Genomic DNA, 17,436 nt, shown 5'->3' with positions numbered 1-17,436 from the left:
ATACGCCATGGAGCCCCCGTATCACCTGCCCGAGCGGCGGCATATCGTCACCATCTCCTGGCCGTCGGGCCGCCAGATGCACTATGCCTACTTAGTCAACCGCCTCGGCAACCACGCCGCCGTCCCGTTTTCGCACGCCGCCAATGCGTATCACTTAGACACCAACCGCCAGTGCTGGGAGGACTTCCTGCTAGGCAACCAGCCCATCGAGCCCCGAGGCGTGCACCTCTCCGTCTGGAAAGAAGACAACACTGACGCGTGGGCAAAACTCTACGAGCGCTGCCTGCGGGGGCCGGTGCGGGGGTAGCCTCGCCCAAATTTGCATGCTCCCCTTACTTGTGGTATGTTGTTCAGGTTCAGGAGCACTTGCTTCGAGAGCGGGCGTGCGGCTCACCGCCGGGGGGCGGAAGCGCAGGTCGAAATTAAAAACCCTTTGAGGAGTTATGTAACCCCCATGCCATTACCGTTAGACAAGACCGCAGGCGTTATCGCCGACTACAAGACCCATGAGAGCGACACCGGCTCGACCGATGTGCAGATCGCTCTGATGTCGGCCCGTATCAGCCAGCTCACCGAGCACCTGAAGGTCAATAAAAAAGACCATCACTCCCGCCGAGGGATGTTCCTGCTGATCGGACGCCGCAAGCGAATGCTGGCGTATCTGGCCAAGACGGATATCGAGCGCTACCGCACCCTGTGCCAGCGACTTGCCATCCGCACCAAGATTTAAGGGACGCGATAAGCGACCCGAGTACAGAGGGCGCACCGCGACAATAAAGCGGCGCGCCCTTTGTGCATTCCTGCCCCTTTTGGGCATATTGCGTTGTAAGAAAAGAGTATAAAAATCTATGTCCGTACAATCCGTTGAGTTCACGCTCCCCGATGGGCGCGTGGTCTCCCTTGAGACGGGAAAGCTGGCCAAGCAGGCCAATGGCTCCGTCGTCGTCAAAGTAGGCGATACCTATGTCCTGTGTAATGCCACCATGAGTGGCGAGCCCAAGAGTGGCCTTGACTTCTTCCCCCTGACCTGCGACTTCGAAGAGCGAAAGTACGCCGTCGGAAAAATCCCCGGTGGCTTTGTCAAGCGCGGGGGCCGTCCTTCTGAGAAGGCGATTCTGACTTGTCGTTTGATTGACCGCCCGCTGCGCCCGCTGTTTGACAAGAACATGCGCAACGAGACCCAGGTGATCGTGATGCCTCTCTCCGTCGAGATGGAGAACCTCCCCGATGTCTACGCCGTTCTCGGAGCCTCGGCAGCGCTGCATATCTCCGACATTCCGTGGGCCGGGCCGATTGGCTGTGTGCGCGTCGGGATGAACGAGGCAGGCGAGTTTTTAATCAACCCCAGCCAAGACGCCATCGCGACCAGTGATCTCGATCTCGTTGTCGCCGGAACCGCCAAAGCGATCTTGATGATCGAGGCCGGCGCTAATATGGTCTCCGAGACCAAGATGCTCGAAGCCTTTGACTACGCCCATGAGGTCATCAAGACCCAGTGCGCCGCGATTGAGAAGCTACGCGAGATTGCAGGCAAGCCCAAGCGCGAGATCAAGCTCCACGAGTACAACAAAGACATTCTTGAAGTCATCCGCGAGCGCTTCTCTGCTGAGCTGCGCGCCGGGCTACAAGATCCCGACAAGGCCAGCCGCGAGGCCGGTCTGACGATCCTGATCAATGGCGTGGTAGACGCCCTCAAGCCTGAGTACCCGGACAACATCGCCGACCTCAAAGAGCTGGCCGATAAAGTGGTCAAAGAGCAGCTGCGCGATCTGATTGTCACCGAGGGCAAGCGCCCCGATGGCCGTGGCACCAAAGACATCCGCGAGATCACGTGTGAAGTGGCGCTCCTGCCGCGTGTGCACGGAACCGGGCTCTTTACCCGTGGCCAGACCCAGGTGCTGACCGCCCTGACCCTTGGCTCACCGGGCGATGCCCAGATGGTGGATACCCTTGAGGAAGACGGCGAGAAGAAGTACATGCACTTCTACAACTTCCCGCCCTACTCCGTTGGGGAGGCTCGTCCTCTGCGTGGTGCGGGTCGGCGTGAGATCGGCCACGGCGCGCTCGCGGAGCGTGCTCTGGTTCCCGTGCTCCCCGAGGGCAAGGACTGGCCTTACACCATGCTCCTGACCTCCGACGTGATGGAGTCCAACGGCTCGACGTCTATGGCGTCTACCTGTGGCTCCACTCTGGCGCTGATGGATGCGGGCGTTCCGATCAAGGCTCCGGTTGCGGGAATCGCGATGGGCCTGATCAACGAAGGCGACAAGTTCGCCGTTCTCACCGACATTCAGGGCATGGAGGACTTCTCTGGCGACATGGACTTTAAAGTCGCAGGAACCGCCGAGGGGATCACCGCTCTTCAGCTCGACACCAAGATCCAGGGCATCCCACGCCACGTGTTCGTGGACGCGTTTGAGCAGGCTCGCGTGGCCCGTCTCTATATCTTAGACAAGATCACCGAGGCGATTCCTGAGTCCCGCACGACGGCGAGCCAGTACGCCCCGCGCATTATCACGGTGCAGATTGACCCCGAGCAGATCGGCATGATCATCGGCCCCGGCGGCAAGACGATCAAGAAGATCACCGCGGACACGGGTGCCAAGATTGACATCGAGCAGAGCGGTCTGGTGCACATTACCGCGACCGATGGCATCGCCGGAGACGCGGCGCGTGCCATTATCGAGGGCATGACCAAGACTCTCAGCCCCGGCGAGATCTACGACGGTGAGGTGGTTCGCTTCCTCCAGTTTGGCGCGTTTGTCGCGCTGCCGGGTGGGAAAGACGCGCTGGTTCACGTCAGCCAGCTCTCCGATCCGCCTCCGAGCCGTCCTGAGGAGAACCTCAAGATCGGTGACACGATCCGGGTTCGTATCACGGAGATTGACAGCCAGGGCCGCGTGAACGCGACGGCTCGTGATCTGGACTCTCCCTTCGACCCAGCCAGCCCCGAGCCAGGTCGTCCCCCCCGTGGCCCACGCCCCGGCGGCGATAGAGACCGAGGCGGACGCGGCGGAGACCGTGACCGTGGCCCTCGTCCTGGTGGTGATCGCGGCGGAGACCGTGGTGGCTTCCGTGGCGGCGACCGCGACCGTGGCCCACGTCGCGAGGAGCTAACCGCCTCGTCGCCGAGTCTCGACCCGGTGGTACAGCCTGTTGAGGAAGACGGCGACGATCTTCCGAAGGCACGCTTCCGCCCGCGCCGCTGATCCCTTCTCCCCCTGCCCCCTCCTCCTAATTCTGGGAGGAGGGGGTATTATTTTGGTATGACAAACCAACTCGCTTTCTCCACCCTAGGCTGCCCCGCCTGGGACTTGGACACCATTCTCACCAATACGGTCGCGTTCGGCTACGATGCCATTGAGCTACGCGGCTACCTCGATGTGATGGACTTGCCCCTTGCTGCCCCGTTCACACCAGAGAACCGTATCGAGACAAGACGCAAGCTCACCGATGCGGGGATCGCAGTCTGCTGCGTGTCGTCGTCAGGGGTGATCGCGCAGGGCAACCTCGATCATGTCAAGAGCCACTGCGAGCTGGCACGTGATCTCGGAGCCCCCCATGTCCGTATCTTTGGCGGCAAGCCGGAGAGCCGCGAGTTAGCCCTCAACAATCTGGCCGCATTTGGCGATGCCGCCGCCGAGGCGGGCGTGAGCCTGGTGCTCGAAACGCACGATGACTTCTCGACCGGCGAGACCGTCGCCACGCTTCTGAGTGAAGCGGCCCATCCCGCCGTCTTCTCGCTCTGGGATCTGCACCACCCATACCGTCAGGGCGAGGCCATCGAAGACACGCATCGCCTACTCGCCCCAACGCTTCGTCATATCCACATCAAAGATGGGGTTGAAGGCAAGGGCTACACGCTACTCGGGGAGGGCGATGTGCCCGTCTTCCCCATGCTCGCGCTCGCGCTAGACTCCGGCTACACCGGGGCGATCTCGCTAGAGTGGGAGAAGCGCTGGCACCCCGAGCTCCCCGAGCCCGAGCTCGCCTTCCCCCAGTATGCCAGCGCCGTTCGTGCCTGGCTCCAAACTAGGTAAACTACTCCCATGGCATTTCTTGACTACCACTATTTTTCGCAAGCGCTCGGCAAGCAGACCGCCGCCTATGTCCTGCTGCCCGAGACCGGCGAGGGCCCGTTTCCAGTGCTCTATCTCCTCCACGGCCTCTCGGACAACCACACGATCTGGCTGCGGCGCACGAGCATTGAGCGCTATGTCGCAAGCCTTGGCGTGATCGTGGTCATGCCCGATGGGGGCCGTGGCTTCTACACCGATGCCGCTGAGGGCTATGCCTACGGAAAGGCAATCGGGGAGGAGCTGGTGGCGCGGATAGATAAGACCTTTCCCACACAAGCCAACCGCGAGGGGCGCGTGATCGCCGGTCTTTCCATGGGCGGTTACGGTGCAGCACGGCTGGCACTGTCCTACCCCGAGACATTTCGCGCCGCGCACAGCCTCTCCGGAGCGATGGGCTTTGGCCACAAAGACCCCAACCCCGACGATGCCCGAATACCGGAGTTTCAGCGCATTGTCGGGAAAGACTACAAGGGAAGCGACCACGATCTCTACGCCCTCGCCCTGAAAAACAAAGCAGAAGGCACCCTCCCCGCCCTACGCATCGACTGCGGCACAGAGGACTTTCTGATTGAGGACAACCGCGCCTTCACGGAGTTTCTCACCGAGAACAAAATCCCACATGAATACGAAGAGTTCCCTGGAGCGCACACCTGGGAGTACTGGGATGTGCATATCCAGGATGCCCTGAAGTTCTTCTTCCCTGCCTGATTCGCACGGTACAATAATTTCATGCTCCGCTACTTCACCCTAGCTATCGCTGCTTGCTGTCTCGCACTCTCGGCCCATGCCCAAAAAACCACGCCCCCAGCGGAGAGAGGCACCTACTTTGGTATCTATCTGAAGGATCTCAAGCTGGGGCACATGTACCAGGAGACGGACACAAAGGCCACGTACAACGGCAAGCCCGCCAACAAGCTCATGGCCCGCTCCGTGATGAATATCGGCATGATGGGCTCCGAGAGTACGATCAAGACCAGCGCGACGGTCTTTATGCACCCCAAGACTGGGGCGACTCTCTCCGAGGACTCGACCACGGAGGCATCGGGGCGGGTGACCACGGTGAAAGCGACCTACACAGAGCGCTCGGTAAGCTATGTGGCGGATATTCAGGGGACGAAAAAGTCGGGGACGCTCACCCTGAAGCCGGGTGAGACTTTTCTGCGCGATCCTTCGGACACGCCGGGAAGCAAGCCGATTCCAGGTACCCACACCAAAGGGAAGTCTTTCTCAGCAGACACCCAGACCCTCGTGGACACCGAGATCGTCGTCCGCGAGAAAGAGCTTGTCGTCGTGGGCGACAAGTCCGTGATGGCCTATAAGATCCAGTCGCTCGGCACGGTTCCCTCCACAACTTTCGTGGACGACTCGGGCGCCATGCTCCTGACCCGCGTCGCCTTGGGAATCGAGATTCGGCGTGTCCCGCGCGAGGTGGCGCTTGGCTCTAATGGCAAGGGAGACCTCGCGGAGCTGGTGGGAACCCGCCCGACAGGAATATCACTGGAAAAAATCGCCCGGGCATCGCGTACTGCCACCTACGAGCTTGGCAGTGTCACCCGCCCCTTACCCGCCAATGACTCCGTCCAGCGCTGGGAGGAGCTCCCGATTCCAGGGAGAGAGAAGGGCGAAAAGACACTGAAGATCACGGTCACCAGCCTGGATCTTCCGACCAGCACCACGGTTGCGCTCTTTGCCAGCCCCGAAGCCGCCCCCGAGCGCCTACGCCGGTTCTTGAAGGCTACCGAGTTTGTCCCCAGCACCGATGCGTCGTTTATCGCGCTTGCCCGGCAAGTGATTCGCGGTGAGACAGACGCTGCCCGAGTGGCTGAGCTTCTGGCGACGTACACGCATAAGAGCATCAAACCTGATCCCAGTATCGCCGCTGTTCGCACGGCAGGTGACATCCGTAAAGATCCGCGTGGAGTCTGCCGCGACTACACGACCTACTTTGCAACCCTCGCCCGCGCAGTGGGGCTTCCCACCAAGCAGTGCACCGGAATCGCCTACGCCAACGGCCTCTTTCTCTACCATGCTTGGCCGGAAGTTTGGCTGGGTACCGATGAGAACGGTGCCGACCTCTGGGTTGCCCTAGAGCCGACCTGGGGAGCCCCGTTTGCCGATGCCACCCATATAAAGCTCACCGAAGGGGAGATCACGGATGTGGCTAGTATCGCCGCCGATATGGGCCGCTACACAGTTAAGGTTCTCAGCATTCAATGATCCGAGGGACGACGCGGGTTTGTGGTGTCTGGGGCTGGCCGGTTAAGCACTCCGCCTCCCCAGCCATGCATAACGCAGCTTTTGCAGAGCTTGGCCTCGACATCGCCTATGTGCCATTCTCGGTAGCCCCAGAGCAGCTCCAAGCCGCGGTCGCCGGTGTGCGTGCACTCGACCTACTGGGTATCAATGTCACGGTACCCCACAAAGAGCGCGTCCCTGAGTTTCTGGACAAGCTCACGGATCGTGCCGCAAGGCTGGGGGCTGTCAACACGCTTTTCTGGGAGGGCGACGCGCTCTGCGGCGACTCCACGGACGGGCCGGGGTTTCTGGCCGCACTCAACCAGGCAGAGTTTACGATCACTCCAGGAATGCAGGCTGTGGTTCTAGGAGCGGGAGGCAGTGCCCGTGCAGTGGTGGATGCGCTGGTGCAGTCGGGAATTAGAGTGATTGTCGCCAATCGCACTATCGCGAGAGCCCAGGAGCTGGCTGACCGCTTTGGTGCCAGTGAGGCGATTGCTCTCACCGAAGACGCGCTGCGCCCCGCGCTGAAAGCCGCAGCGCTTCTGGTCAATACGACAAGTATCGGGATGTATCCCCATGAGTCCGAGTGCCCCCCCGTTCCCACAGATGCCCTTCACCCCAAGCTATTTGTGAGCGATCTGATCTACAACCCGGCACAGACACGCCTGCTGGCGCTGGCGCAGGCTCAGGGCTGCCACACCCAAAATGGCATCGAGATGCTGGTGCAGCAAGGAGCACTTGCGTTCACGCGCTGGACAGGCGCGGCTGCCCCCACAGAAATTATGCGTCAGACCGTGAAACAATTACGAGGAAAAACCGATACAATACAGAGAGCCCTATGACCAGCCTGACCGAACGCTTCACTGCCTACTTGGATGATGCCAAGCCCATCACCGATAACCGTCCTACTCGGGGCATTGTTGGTATTGTTGCGGGGATTCTCACTCTAGGTGTCGCCGTTGTACTGGCCTACTACTGGCGCAGGTTGGTGGCCGCGCCGTTCTTACCGCTCGGGCTGTGGCTGATTGGTTGGGGTGTCTGGCAGCTTGTTTCCGTGCGCAGGGATCAGAGGCTCGCCGCGACGGTTCGTCGTATTGTGGAGCGGGGCCAGCGGGTCAATGCCTACGTGGTACGTGCCCACGATTCCCTCTACCGCCCCGGCTCGCACGTCCAGCCCTGTCAGGTTCTTATCAGCTTTCAGCCAGAGGTCTCGGGGGATAAAGACTACATGCTGCATCTGGCCCAGCGCTGGGCAGAGCAGACCCGCGACCGGGATTGGAAAGTGCGCTACCGCCGGCACCAGCTCCCCCTTACACTTACCGATGGCTCCGAAGTCTACTGCTGTGATTTGTTTCTCCACCCCGGCATGCTCTCCTCGGGCTATCTCACCAGCATGGTGCTCCCCTGCGTCGCGGAGTACGGTGAGCAAGCCGGTATCGAGCTGATTCCCTACTGGCTCCTTTTTCCCTACGTCGAGTCGCCTCTCAGCCAGCGCCAGTGGGTGTAAACGCGAATGAATATCGAAGCCATTCGGGCGGGGATGCCCGCTCTCACCGAGAGTTTACAGGTCAACTCCGGCACCAAGGGGATCTGCGCCGCGCCGGTTGTGGAGGCACTGCTGGAGAACACGCGACGCGTGGAATACGGTGGCTATCTCGGCTACTGTGAGATGCAAGAAAAAGCGGCTCGTGCCAAGATACGCTTGGCAAGCCTCTTCGGCTGCGAAGAGAGCGAGCTGGCCTTCACCGGTAACGCCAGTGTTAGTCTCAATGTCGCCCTCTCCCTGCCCTGGGAGCGCTGGGGTGGTGGAGCACCCATAGACGTGCTGATCTCCGACCACGAGTACCCGACCACCAACATGGTCTTTGGGTACTTGGAAAAGATCGGCAAGGCGCGGCTTATTCGCTACGTGCTCTCTGAGGACACGGAAGTGGTGCGAGCGTCGCTGGAGCAGAGTATCACGCCGGGCACCAAGCTTCTCGTGGCATCGCATGTCTGCTGCAACACCGGCCTGCGTACCGATGCCCAGGCGCTGGCGGCGTGGGCACAGAACCATGGGATAGTGAGCTTCATCGACGGTGCCCAGGCCGCAGGACAGTTCCCCATTGACCTCCACGCCCTAGGCTGCGATCTCTACATCACCAACGGCCATAAGTGGCTCTTCGGCCCCAACGGAGTCGGGCTGCTCTACGTCAAGTCCGGCTTTGAGAGCGAGCTTACCCCCACTATGGTCGGAATGGGGACAATGGATTTTTCCCAGCACGGCGCATGGTCAGCTGGAGCGCACCGCTTTGAGCTGACAGCGACAAGGCCCGCACAAGTGCTGGCGACGATGCATGCGGCCCTCGAGTGGCTAGAGCGTCTGGGACTGGAGAACATCTGGGCACGGCAAAAAAGCCTCACGGCGTATGTCAAGAAGCGCGTGTTAGAGATGCCGGAGCGCTTCACGCTACTCACACCATGGGAGTTTGAGAAATCTTCGGCGCTCGCCAGCGTAAAGATCACCGATAAAACGGGGGATCAGATCGGAGCGTTTGCCGCCAAGATGCTTCAGGAAAAACGAGCCTTCCTACGCCCTGTCCCGGAGTTCGATGCCCTCCGCCTCTCGATGGCCTACTACAACACCGAAGAAGACTTCGAACGAGCCTTTGAAATGCTCAAAGAGATGTAGACTAGCAGCGCCAGCCCCGCGAGCACCAGCCCGAGCTTTACGGAGCCGGGTACGGTTCGGTCAGGGCTGGGAGCGTCTTGGCCTGCCGTGTTATGGTAGATCACCATGTCCGTATCTGAGTAGACGATGGGCAGTTCGGTGGTGATTTCGCGCTTGGGGGCAACAACGATATACTTCGCCCCCAGTGCGACGGCGGCTTCGACACTCTTAATGAAGACGATATTGCCGTTCTCCTCGGGGCTGGGATTGCGCCCCGTCGCCGCCTCAATCCGGTCTTTGGACTTTTTGTAGAACAGCGAGTCGTAGCCTGCGATGTCATGGAGGCCATAGACCGTGAGAGAATTAGGCGGCAAGACGGCGTTTTTGGGAGGCAGGTGGCTGTTGCTCCAGCGGTCGTTGATCGGGGCAATCAGCGCGTCTTTGGCGTTTTGCTGGAGCCAGGCAACACCCGGAGTGATGGGGTAGACCTCGCGTGCAGGAGCTGTCGGGTTGTAGCCCCAGCCCCAAGCGAGCAGCTCCAGCAGAGTAACTCCAACGGCGAAGGGTCGTGCGAGACTCTGGCGAGGCCCAAGAAACAGAATCACTGTGCCCAGAGCGAGCCAGATCAGAGCAAGGAGGAGCCCTGGTTGTGCCTCAGAGAACGCCGTGCTCCAGTTGACTTGTAACGTGCTGGCATGATTCATTGCGAGAGTGAGGCCAATCGTCATCGAGAAAATCACCGTCACCAAGGCACCACCCCGAAGCCGTACCGAGGCCGTCTTGAGAGCATCCAGGCCAAAGCCTGCCAGCAGCGCAAGGGCGAACGCGGAGACGACAAGCACACGGCCCGGGTTATCGGTCTGTGCCCAGCCTGGCACTAAAAAGAAAAACGGCAGATTAGCCCAGGTTCCAAAGGCCATCAGGATGGTGTAGAGAGCCAGAAAGGCGAAAAAGCGTGCGGGGCGAGCCGCAAAGGCACCAAGAAGGGCAAGCAGAAGCGGGACGATCCCCACATAGTTGGCCCACTCTGCATAGTTATTGGGCGCGATCTTGCCATCGGGGAAGTGGTTGGCATTCCAGTAGATTCCCGCTCCCTGGGATGGATTCCCGAAAAAATTCGGAACGGTAAAAGTCAGCAGGCTCTGTGGGGGCAGACCGTAGGCACTTTTCGTGGCGAATAGTGCCAGATCTGGCCGTGCATTAGCCGCGCGGTGCGATTGTTTGGAGAGCTCTAGTGAGGGGAGCACTTGGGGCGCAGAGAGGCAAAGTGCGAGAGTGCCTGCAGCGATCAGACCTCCCCAGCCACGTTTTTGGCGACCATGAAGCGTGATGGCGTAGGCACTGGCGCTGAGTAGCACAAAAAGTGCCACTTGCAGGTGGCCCGAGAGAAGAACGAGCCCACCCCAAAGCCCAGCATGAAGCACCTTGCCTTGGCGAATGGCACGCAGGAGCCAAGGAAGCCATGCCGCAGCACAAAGAAATGTTGGGAGTGCCATCCAGCAGATCACCGGAGCGGAGAGACAGAACGTCGTCACGGAGAGAAGCGCTCCCGTGTGGGAGACGGCGAGCTCTCGGGCGAGGCGGTAGATTCCCACAGCGGCCAGTAGGAAGTGTAGCGCCGCGGAAAACCCAAAACCCCACCAGACATTTTTCTCCCCTAAAAGGGTTAGTACGAGATTTGGGGGATAGAGCGGAGCAGACTGGGAGTTCGCGAGGAGGGGCGTCCCACCATCCGCCGAGAACGCGTAGGGATTGACAAGAGGCAAGCGGCCCGCGTGCCACTCTCGTACGGTCTGGAGTCGCCAGGGATAAAACTGCGTGATGCCATCAAAGCGTAAGACATTCCAAGCACTCGTTGTCTGGCCATCACTCTGCCACGGAGAAAGCTGCCGGAGCTGGTCGGTAGGCAGAAACGCCTCACCGAGAAAGAGCGGTCTGTGGAAGAGAAGCAGAGGCAGAAGGAGAAGAAATGCCACCACCAGACCGCGTTGCTTCACGGCTAAAAGTCTTTAAGGAAATCGAGCTGCTGCTGGGCGTCATCGTTGAAGGGATCTGCCTTCAGCACCCATAAGAACATCTGCTTGGCCCGCTCAAACTCCCCAAACATCGCCAAGGCTTTTCCGTAGCTGATGATATAGAGCAAGTTATGAGGGGCAAGCTTGCACGCGTACTCCAGAGTCGGCAGACAGTCATCTGTCACCTGGAAACTAAAGACCAGCCCAAGCTCGTGGTAAGCGTCCGCATTGTTAGGCTGCTCCGAGATCACGGATTTGAACAGCGATACCGCCTCATCGTACTCCCCATTGATTCGATGCTGAACCGCTTTCTGGAACCGTGCCACCACGTCTTCCGCCATGCACTCATCCTTCCGCACCACGCCCATATTTTTAGGACTGTGGAATTTTACGCAGAGTATACCTTGACCTGCTCTCTGACGGCAAGCGCTTTGCCAACACAAACACGACTTAAAAACGCAGCTCGGAGAGATCGGCATCCCCGACAACCACACAGGCGACTTTACGCTTGATGCGCGCCAGCGCGTTGTCTACGGACTTGGTCTTACAGGAGAGCTCATCGGCGATCTCACGGTAGGATTTACCCAGCTGATACCCCGAGAGCACCATCCACTCGAAGTCCGAGAGAAGACGCTGAAGATTATCCCTCAGCTCACGGGTGTCCTCACAGCGCAGAACCACTTCCTCTGGGTCCATCGCGTTCTCGCTAGTGAGCACTTCAGAGAGGTTCCAGTCAGCGAGCGGATCCTCCGAGGGGCTTTCCAGAGAGAGCGACGTGTTCAGGGGCTGCTGTTTCTGACGCGTGGCTGTTTTGATCGCCGTAATGATATGTCGCTGGATACAGACCTTGGCAAAGGCGGGGAAAGAGATGGCCTTGTCGCAGCGGAAGTCCACTACGGCCTGCCAGAGCCCGATCATCCCGACTTGGAGCAAGTCGTCTTTTTCCGCACCTACCAAAAAATAGGACTTGACCTTGGTTTTGACTAAGTTACGATACTTATAGAGCAGGTACTCTGCGGCTTCCGCTTCGCCTCCCTGGGCTCGTGTCACGATCTCGCGATCAGAAAACTCGGCGTACCGAAGTAGACTGGTGCGAGGAAAATCTATACCGGCTCTCGTCGTGGATGTCACGCGACGTTGTCCTCACTACGTTTTGTGGGATAATGAAAAGTCATCAGCTTGGGTTATCCGGAGAGTTGTCCCCGCCTGAGGTCACTGCCTGCTTCCATGCTGTTGGCTATTCACTCCTCACCCCGCATTATACACACACATCCCGCAGGTATCAAGAAAAAAAACAACAGATTTTGAAGGATTCTTTTCCGACAGGACTCTGACTAGGAGAACGATGCCCGTTTCTTCGGAAGACATGAGATGGCCTACTCTATGACCGGCACCAGCACTCCCTCAGCCACGACTGAGGCGGAATCTCCTCGCCATGTAAGTTTTCATGGAGATGCCGAGCTGGCACGCCGCGCCGCCGAGGGGGATGCCGGAGCTTTCCGCCTTCTGGTGGCACGCTACCAGCGACCGATGGCCGCTCTTGTCTCTCGCATGATCCGTCGCTCAGACGACGTAGACGATATCGTTCAGGAACTTTTTTTACGCGCTTGGCGTGGCCTGCCGCGCTTTCGAGGAGAGAGTCAGTTCTCTACCTGGCTCTATAGGATCGCGGTCAATACGGCCATAAAGTACAAGCAGCGATCCAAGTCCGAGCTTCAGCAGGCCTTGCCCACCGATGAGACGGGCGGGGGACTTGAGGCGCTCCAGGCTTCCGCAGAGAGTGATCCTGAAGCCCTAGCACAGAAAGCAGAGCGGGAGCACCAGCTCCGCAATGCTGTGATGCACCTGCCGGAAAAGCAGCGAGTCGTGGTTCAACTGCATTATTTTGAGGGGAAATCATGCGAGGAGATCAGCCTGATCGTAGGCTGCTCCGTCGGCACTGTCTGGTCTCGGCTGCACTACGCCTGTAAGCGGCTTCGGTCGGTTCTAGGAGAAGCATTTTAACTATGGGCATCTTTTGCCTCTTTTATCAAGACAAACTAGCGGCCCTTGCCTCGCAAGAGCTGCCTGAGGGCCTCGCAAATCGCGTCGAGCGGCATTTACGTGCTTGCCCCGACTGCCTGAGTGAGTGGGCAGCTCAGGAGCGTATGGCCTCTTATCTGCGTGGAGCCTCGCCGGAAGCACAGTCCCCTTCCCCCTTTCTCTGGGAGCGACTTGAGGCTGCGATTCAAGCGGAGGTTCCCATCGCCACTCCTACGCCCTCACCTTTCCGTCGCCTCGCTCCCCTTGGTGGGCTGGCTCTCGCAGGAGCCGCCGCCGCTGCGGTCCTTGTGGTTCGAGCTCCTCAAAAAGCCGCCCCTCCTCTCCCGTTAGCTCCAGCGCCTGTCGTCGCAGCGAAGTTTTCGTCCACGCCACAGCCAGAGTCACTCCCAAGCCCTACTCCTAAGCCTGTGACGGCAATTCAACTGGCGCGGCAGAGTGAGAAGCTAGCTCCTCCGAAGCCTCCGCAGCTCTCACCAGATCCCTTCCGCAAGCAACGGCCTGCTGGCATGGGTAGCACGCGACGTCCGCTCAGCTCGCTGCCTCGCGTGGCACAGTTTACTCGCTGGAAGCGCCTCCCCGAGCCAATCGAGCCGGAGACAGAGATTTCCGCTCCCACGCAGCGCCATGCAGTTGCTGTGATGGAAGTGGGAATGCACCGGATCACGGAAGAGGCACAGACAGCAGAGCTGAACCGCCAAGTGACGGAGACGGAGCGCAAGGAGCTTGGAGCCCCACAGCGTGCGGCTTTTGCCCCCACGGATGCGATGTCGAATGCCCAGCATACCAGGAGTCTTTTCCAATGACCCCCGCACTCGTTCAACAAGTCAATATCCGCCCTGCGGGACTCTCGCAAGCGACACTCAACTATCTGGCGAAGGGCGATCAGAGCATGCGCCTAGGAGAGCTGTCTGAGGCGATTCAGAACTATGCCCATGCCGTTGAGCTCGCTCCGAACTCTCTGATTGGACGCTGGTCGCTTGGGGTTGCTCTCTCCGGTTCGCGACGCTTCGAGCTTGCCGTCAAACAATACCGTGAAGCAACACGAATTGCGGAAGATGACCTTATCACCGCACTTCTGCTTCAGGGAGCACTCCAGGAGTATGGCGACCGAGGGGGATCTCAGCAAGTCTATCTGGATACGGTTCGTCGCTTCACTCGACTGGGAAAACCTGGCCTGGACGCCTCAGGATCGCTGGAGCGCTTGGAGGCGGCCCTGAAGCAACGCCCGGACTCGCCCATCCTCAGCCTGCTCTACGGCGATACGCTCCAAGTTGCGCTTCGCTTCGACGACGCGGGCCGTGCCTACCGCCGCGCCAGTGCCCTGGCTCCCCTCTGGACAAAACCACAGATCAACCTGGGTCTCTCGTATCTGGCTCAGGGGAAGGCAAACCAAGCCGTCGCCGCTTTAGATGGTGCCCTTAAGTCGGATCCTAAAAACCCACGGGCGCTACTGGCACTAGGAGACGCGCAGCTTCAATCGGGCAACAATGCAGGCGCTCTCAAGGTCTACCAGCAGCTCTTGAAGATTGACTCGGTAGCCGTGCCCGCCGCAACAGGTGCAGCACGGGCCAGCATGGCACTAGGACAGACAGGCAATGCCGTTACCAGTCTTCAGGATGCTCGCCGACGTGCTCCACAGGATCCCTCACCCGTCGCGGCACTGGCAGAGATTCAGATGCGAGCCGGGAGCTATAGCGAGGCCGCAGAGTCCTATACCTCCGCTCTCAAGCTCTCCGAGGCAGGAGGGCTCTTTGCCGCTCGTCCTAGCCTCCAGCGCGCCCTTGCCGAGGCGCAGCTCTCCGCAAAACGGCCCGTAGAGGCTCAGAAAACGCTCCAAAAAGCCCTGCAAGAAGACCCGGAAAACGAGGCACTCTGGCGGCGCTTACTGGCCAAGAGCCTACTGGATCAGAACGACCGCCCCGCCGCCGAGCTGGAGCTTAAACGTGCACTCAGCAACGAGACCTCGCTCTACCCACAAGACACTCTCCAGGCTATTGCCGCAGAAGGCTGGGCGGAGAAGTTTATCGCCAGCTACCGCGCCGATATTGTGGGAGCCCGAACGGGGATTCATAGCTCGGGCGGGGGGCAGTCAGGGATCGTGGTGCGCTCCACCTCTGTATCGAAAGAAGCGGAGCTTGTGGGACTTACCGGGCTAGCCCATCTCTTACGCTTCACCGGAGCCATTAAAGAGGAGATCAGCACCCGCCGTGACCTTGTGCGCCTCCGTGGCAGTGGAGCCGACTGGTTCCTCCTCGCACAAGCACAGGAAAGATCAGGAGAGAACGCCGACGCCCGCGCTTCCTACAGCCAGGCCATGAGAAAGGGAGACCTGTCGTCCGCGATTCAGAAGCTAGCCCTCGACCGTATCCGCAAGCTAGCCAGCCTGCCTCCCAAACAGGACTGACAGATTACAAAAGTATGCGGAACCACGAGGGTTCCGGCTTAAGAGGCTTGTTCTCAGGGGCTCAGCCCCACGGAAATTTCGTGGGGTTTATTTTTAGCGATAGAGAAATTCGCGTATCGCTGCGGCTGGCATTGCCCCGGCTTGTTGCGCTACCAGGGCTCCGTTTTTAAAGAGCAAGAGTGCCGGAATCCCTTGAATATCGTACTGCGCGGAGAGCCCTGGTAGCTCCTCCGTATTGACTTTCACAATCAAAGAGAGGCCCGCCTCTTGCTTCGCGACGATAGCAAGCTGAGGAGCCACCATCTTGCAGGGGCCACACCAGGCTGCCCAGAAGTCCACCAGCACAGGAAGCACACTCTCGGCGATCAAGGCGTTAAAGACTCCAGCGCTAGGAATATCCACGGGCGCGTTTACCAGGGAGAGAGCTTCTTGGCACTTCCCGCACGTGCCCTCCGTCGCAAGACGGCCATACGGCAGGCGGTTCTTCTGGCCACACGCAGGACAAACCGAGATCACGCCTTTGGGATCGGCTTTATAAACAGTGCTCATGTCTCTATAATATCCCCCAAAAATCAGGTACGCTCAGGCATGAGTTTTCCCATTGAGACTGTCCGTGCCCAGTTCCCCGCCCTTGCGCAAAACCCAGACCTGAGCTTTTTTGATAATCCTGGCGGGACACAAGTGCCACGGCGTGTGATTGACGCCATGTCGCACTACTGGATAACAAGCTGTGCCAATGTCGGAGGAGCCTTTGCTACCAGCCAGCGCACCGATGCCACGGTCGCCGCCGCACGTGCTGCGATGGCACGCCTGTTAGGGACACCTGACCCGTATGAGATTGTCTTCGGGCAGAGCATGACCGCGCTGACATTTCACCTGGCCAGATCGTTTGGCCAGACGATCCAGCCGGGCGACGAAGTCATTGTCACCGACTTAGACCACGATGCCAATGTCGCGCCGTGGCGAGACCTAGAGGCGGTAGGGGCGGTGGTTCGTCGCGTGCCCTTCGATCCCAAAACGGGACAGCTCAATATGGCAGCCCTGGAGGCAGCTCTCCAGCCAGGCAGGACGCGGCTCCTAGCGATCACGGCGGCGTCCAACGCACTAGGCACTCTCCCGGATCTGAAGCAGGCCATCAGGCTCGCCCATGCCGCGGGGGCGCTGGTCTATGTAGACGCCGTGCAGTTTGTCCCCCACTGCCCCACCGATGTCACCGCCCTCGACTGCGATTTTCTTGCCTGCTCCGCCTACAAGTTCTTCGGGCCACATGTCGGCGTGCTCTACGGGAAGCGTCAGTACCTGGAAAGTCTATCCCCCCATAAAGTCCGCCCCGCCAAGAACACGATCCCACATTGCTGGGAGCAAGGGACGCTCAACCATGAGTGCCTGGCAGGTGTGACGGCGGCGGTGGAGTACATCGAGAGTATCGGTATAGAGATGATGCAAGCCTACGAAGCGACACTGGGAGCATACTTACTGGATGGTCTGAGAGATATTTCCGGTGCTACCATCTATGGCCCCGGCAAGACAGAGCGTGTCCCAACGGTTGCCTTCAATATCGCCGGCTACACGCCGCGTGCGGTCTGCGAAGCTTTAGGCGCGGCGGGAATCTGTGCGTGGAGCGGCAACTACTACGCGGTCGGCGTGATGGAGACTCTGGGCCTGACCGAGGGTGCCGTTCGCATCGGGCTGGCGCACTACAACACGCTCGCTGAGATAGACAAGCTTGTAGATGTTCTTCAGTCGCTACCCAAAAAATAAAGCAGCCCCGCTGAAATCTTAGCTTCCAGCGAGGCTGCTCTTTCGGATTAGACTTACTTATCCCGGATTAGACTTACTTACCCAGCCACTTCTTGATACGGTAGACCGTCGTGTCTCGGTTAAGCTCCGCAATCGCGCGGGTGAGGGGGATCTCTTTGGGGCACACTTGAACGCAGTTCTGAGCATTGCCACAACTTGCAAGTCCATCATCACCGGAGATCGCATCCAGGCGGTCTGTTGCGTTGA

General features: G+C 59.5%; 16 protein-coding genes and 1 pseudogene. 13 read left to right on the top strand and 4 right to left on the bottom strand.

The genetic code is table 11. From position 1 onward, the window contains the following. From AC1XOS_RS09150 to AC1XOS_RS09110, 9 genes and pseudogenes are all read left to right on the top strand, one after another. A pseudogene (locus tag AC1XOS_RS09150) lies at nt 1-307 on the top strand (hypothetical protein); the annotation flags it as partial. Between the two features lie 147 nt (nt 308-454). After that, nucleotides 455-730 carry a 30S ribosomal protein S15 gene (gene rpsO / locus AC1XOS_RS09145; protein WP_481961912.1) on the top strand — a complete coding sequence of 92 codons (276 nt, stop codon included), beginning with the start codon at nt 455-457 and terminating at the stop codon, nt 728-730. 118 nt (nt 731-848) lie between these two features. Beyond that, nucleotides 849-3,209, top strand: a complete 2,361-nt coding sequence (locus AC1XOS_RS09140; protein WP_481961911.1) for a polyribonucleotide nucleotidyltransferase — start codon at nt 849-851, stop codon at nt 3,207-3,209. Between the two features lie 57 nt (nt 3,210-3,266). Next, on the top strand, nt 3,267-4,040 hold the full coding sequence (locus AC1XOS_RS09135; protein ID WP_481961910.1) for a sugar phosphate isomerase/epimerase family protein: 774 nt from the start codon (nt 3,267-3,269) through the stop codon (nt 4,038-4,040). 9 nt (nt 4,041-4,049) lie between these two features. Next, nucleotides 4,050-4,787: an alpha/beta hydrolase gene (locus AC1XOS_RS09130; protein WP_481961909.1), complete on the top strand. Its 738-nt coding sequence runs from the start codon at nt 4,050-4,052 to the stop codon at nt 4,785-4,787. 21 nt (nt 4,788-4,808) lie between these two features. Then, nucleotides 4,809-6,296, top strand: a complete 1,488-nt coding sequence (locus AC1XOS_RS09125) for a transglutaminase-like domain-containing protein (RefSeq protein WP_481961908.1) — start codon at nt 4,809-4,811, stop codon at nt 6,294-6,296. Then, nucleotides 6,293-7,159 carry a shikimate dehydrogenase gene (gene aroE, locus AC1XOS_RS09120; RefSeq protein ID WP_481961907.1) on the top strand — a complete coding sequence of 289 codons (867 nt, stop codon included), beginning with the start codon at nt 6,293-6,295 and terminating at the stop codon, nt 7,157-7,159. The genes AC1XOS_RS09125 and aroE overlap by 4 nt, the downstream gene beginning before the upstream one ends. After that, nucleotides 7,156-7,824 carry a hypothetical protein gene (locus AC1XOS_RS09115; RefSeq protein WP_481961906.1) on the top strand — a complete coding sequence of 223 codons (669 nt, stop codon included), beginning with the start codon at nt 7,156-7,158 and terminating at the stop codon, nt 7,822-7,824. Before aroE ends, AC1XOS_RS09115 begins: the two co-directional genes overlap by 4 nt. Before the next feature lie 6 nt (nt 7,825-7,830). Beyond that, nucleotides 7,831-8,988, top strand: a complete 1,158-nt coding sequence (locus AC1XOS_RS09110; RefSeq protein ID WP_481961905.1) for an aminotransferase class V-fold PLP-dependent enzyme — start codon at nt 7,831-7,833, stop codon at nt 8,986-8,988. Here the strand turns inward: AC1XOS_RS09110 and AC1XOS_RS09105 are convergent. The 3 genes from AC1XOS_RS09105 to sigH form a co-directional block, all read right to left on the bottom strand. Further along, on the bottom strand, nt 8,934-10,964 hold the full coding sequence (locus AC1XOS_RS09105; RefSeq protein WP_481961904.1) for a hypothetical protein: 2,031 nt from the start codon (nt 10,962-10,964) through the stop codon (nt 8,934-8,936). The genes AC1XOS_RS09110 and AC1XOS_RS09105 overlap by 55 nt on opposite strands. Nucleotides 10,965-10,966: 2 nt before the next feature. Then, nucleotides 10,967-11,344, bottom strand: coding sequence for a tetratricopeptide repeat protein (locus AC1XOS_RS09100; protein WP_481961903.1), 378 nt, complete (start codon nt 11,342-11,344; stop codon nt 10,967-10,969). Nucleotides 11,345-11,432: 88 nt separating this feature from the next. Continuing rightward, nucleotides 11,433-12,113 (bottom strand): RNA polymerase sporulation sigma factor SigH, encoded by a 681-nt coding sequence (gene sigH / locus AC1XOS_RS09095; protein WP_309706754.1) that lies wholly within the window; start codon nt 12,111-12,113, stop codon nt 11,433-11,435. Between the two features lie 240 nt (nt 12,114-12,353). Between sigH and AC1XOS_RS09090 the strand changes: the two genes are divergently transcribed. Genes AC1XOS_RS09090 through AC1XOS_RS09080 form a run of 3 tightly spaced genes read left to right on the top strand, consistent with a single transcriptional unit; the run spans nt 12,354 to nt 15,429 of the window. Next, entirely contained in the window at nt 12,354-12,986 is a 633-nt protein-coding gene (locus tag AC1XOS_RS09090) for a sigma-70 family RNA polymerase sigma factor (protein ID WP_481961902.1), read from the top strand. A 2-nt stretch (nt 12,987-12,988) separates the two neighbouring features. Then, a complete protein-coding gene (locus AC1XOS_RS09085) occupies nt 12,989-13,828 on the top strand; it encodes an anti-sigma factor family protein (RefSeq protein WP_481961901.1) in 840 nt (279 codons plus the stop codon). After that, nucleotides 13,825-15,429, top strand: a complete 1,605-nt coding sequence (locus AC1XOS_RS09080; RefSeq protein ID WP_481961900.1) for a tetratricopeptide repeat protein — start codon at nt 13,825-13,827, stop codon at nt 15,427-15,429. The genes AC1XOS_RS09085 and AC1XOS_RS09080 overlap by 4 nt, the downstream gene beginning before the upstream one ends. A gap of 93 nt (nt 15,430-15,522) precedes the next feature. Here the strand turns inward: AC1XOS_RS09080 and trxA are convergent, their stop codons facing one another. Continuing rightward, entirely contained in the window at nt 15,523-15,978 is a 456-nt protein-coding gene (trxA, locus tag AC1XOS_RS09075; protein WP_481961899.1) for a thioredoxin, read from the bottom strand. 39 nt (nt 15,979-16,017) lie between these two features. Here trxA and AC1XOS_RS09070 point away from each other — a divergent pair, with 39 nt between their 5' ends. Next, nucleotides 16,018-17,190 carry a cysteine desulfurase-like protein gene (locus AC1XOS_RS09070; protein WP_481961898.1) on the top strand — a complete coding sequence of 391 codons (1,173 nt, stop codon included), beginning with the start codon at nt 16,018-16,020 and terminating at the stop codon, nt 17,188-17,190. Nucleotides 17,191-17,436 lie beyond the last annotated feature (246 nt).

Source organism: Armatimonas sp. (genome assembly GCF_964826245.1).
The sequence above is the reverse complement of the archived record's forward strand: the minus strand, read 5'-3'. Positions and strand labels throughout refer to the sequence as shown.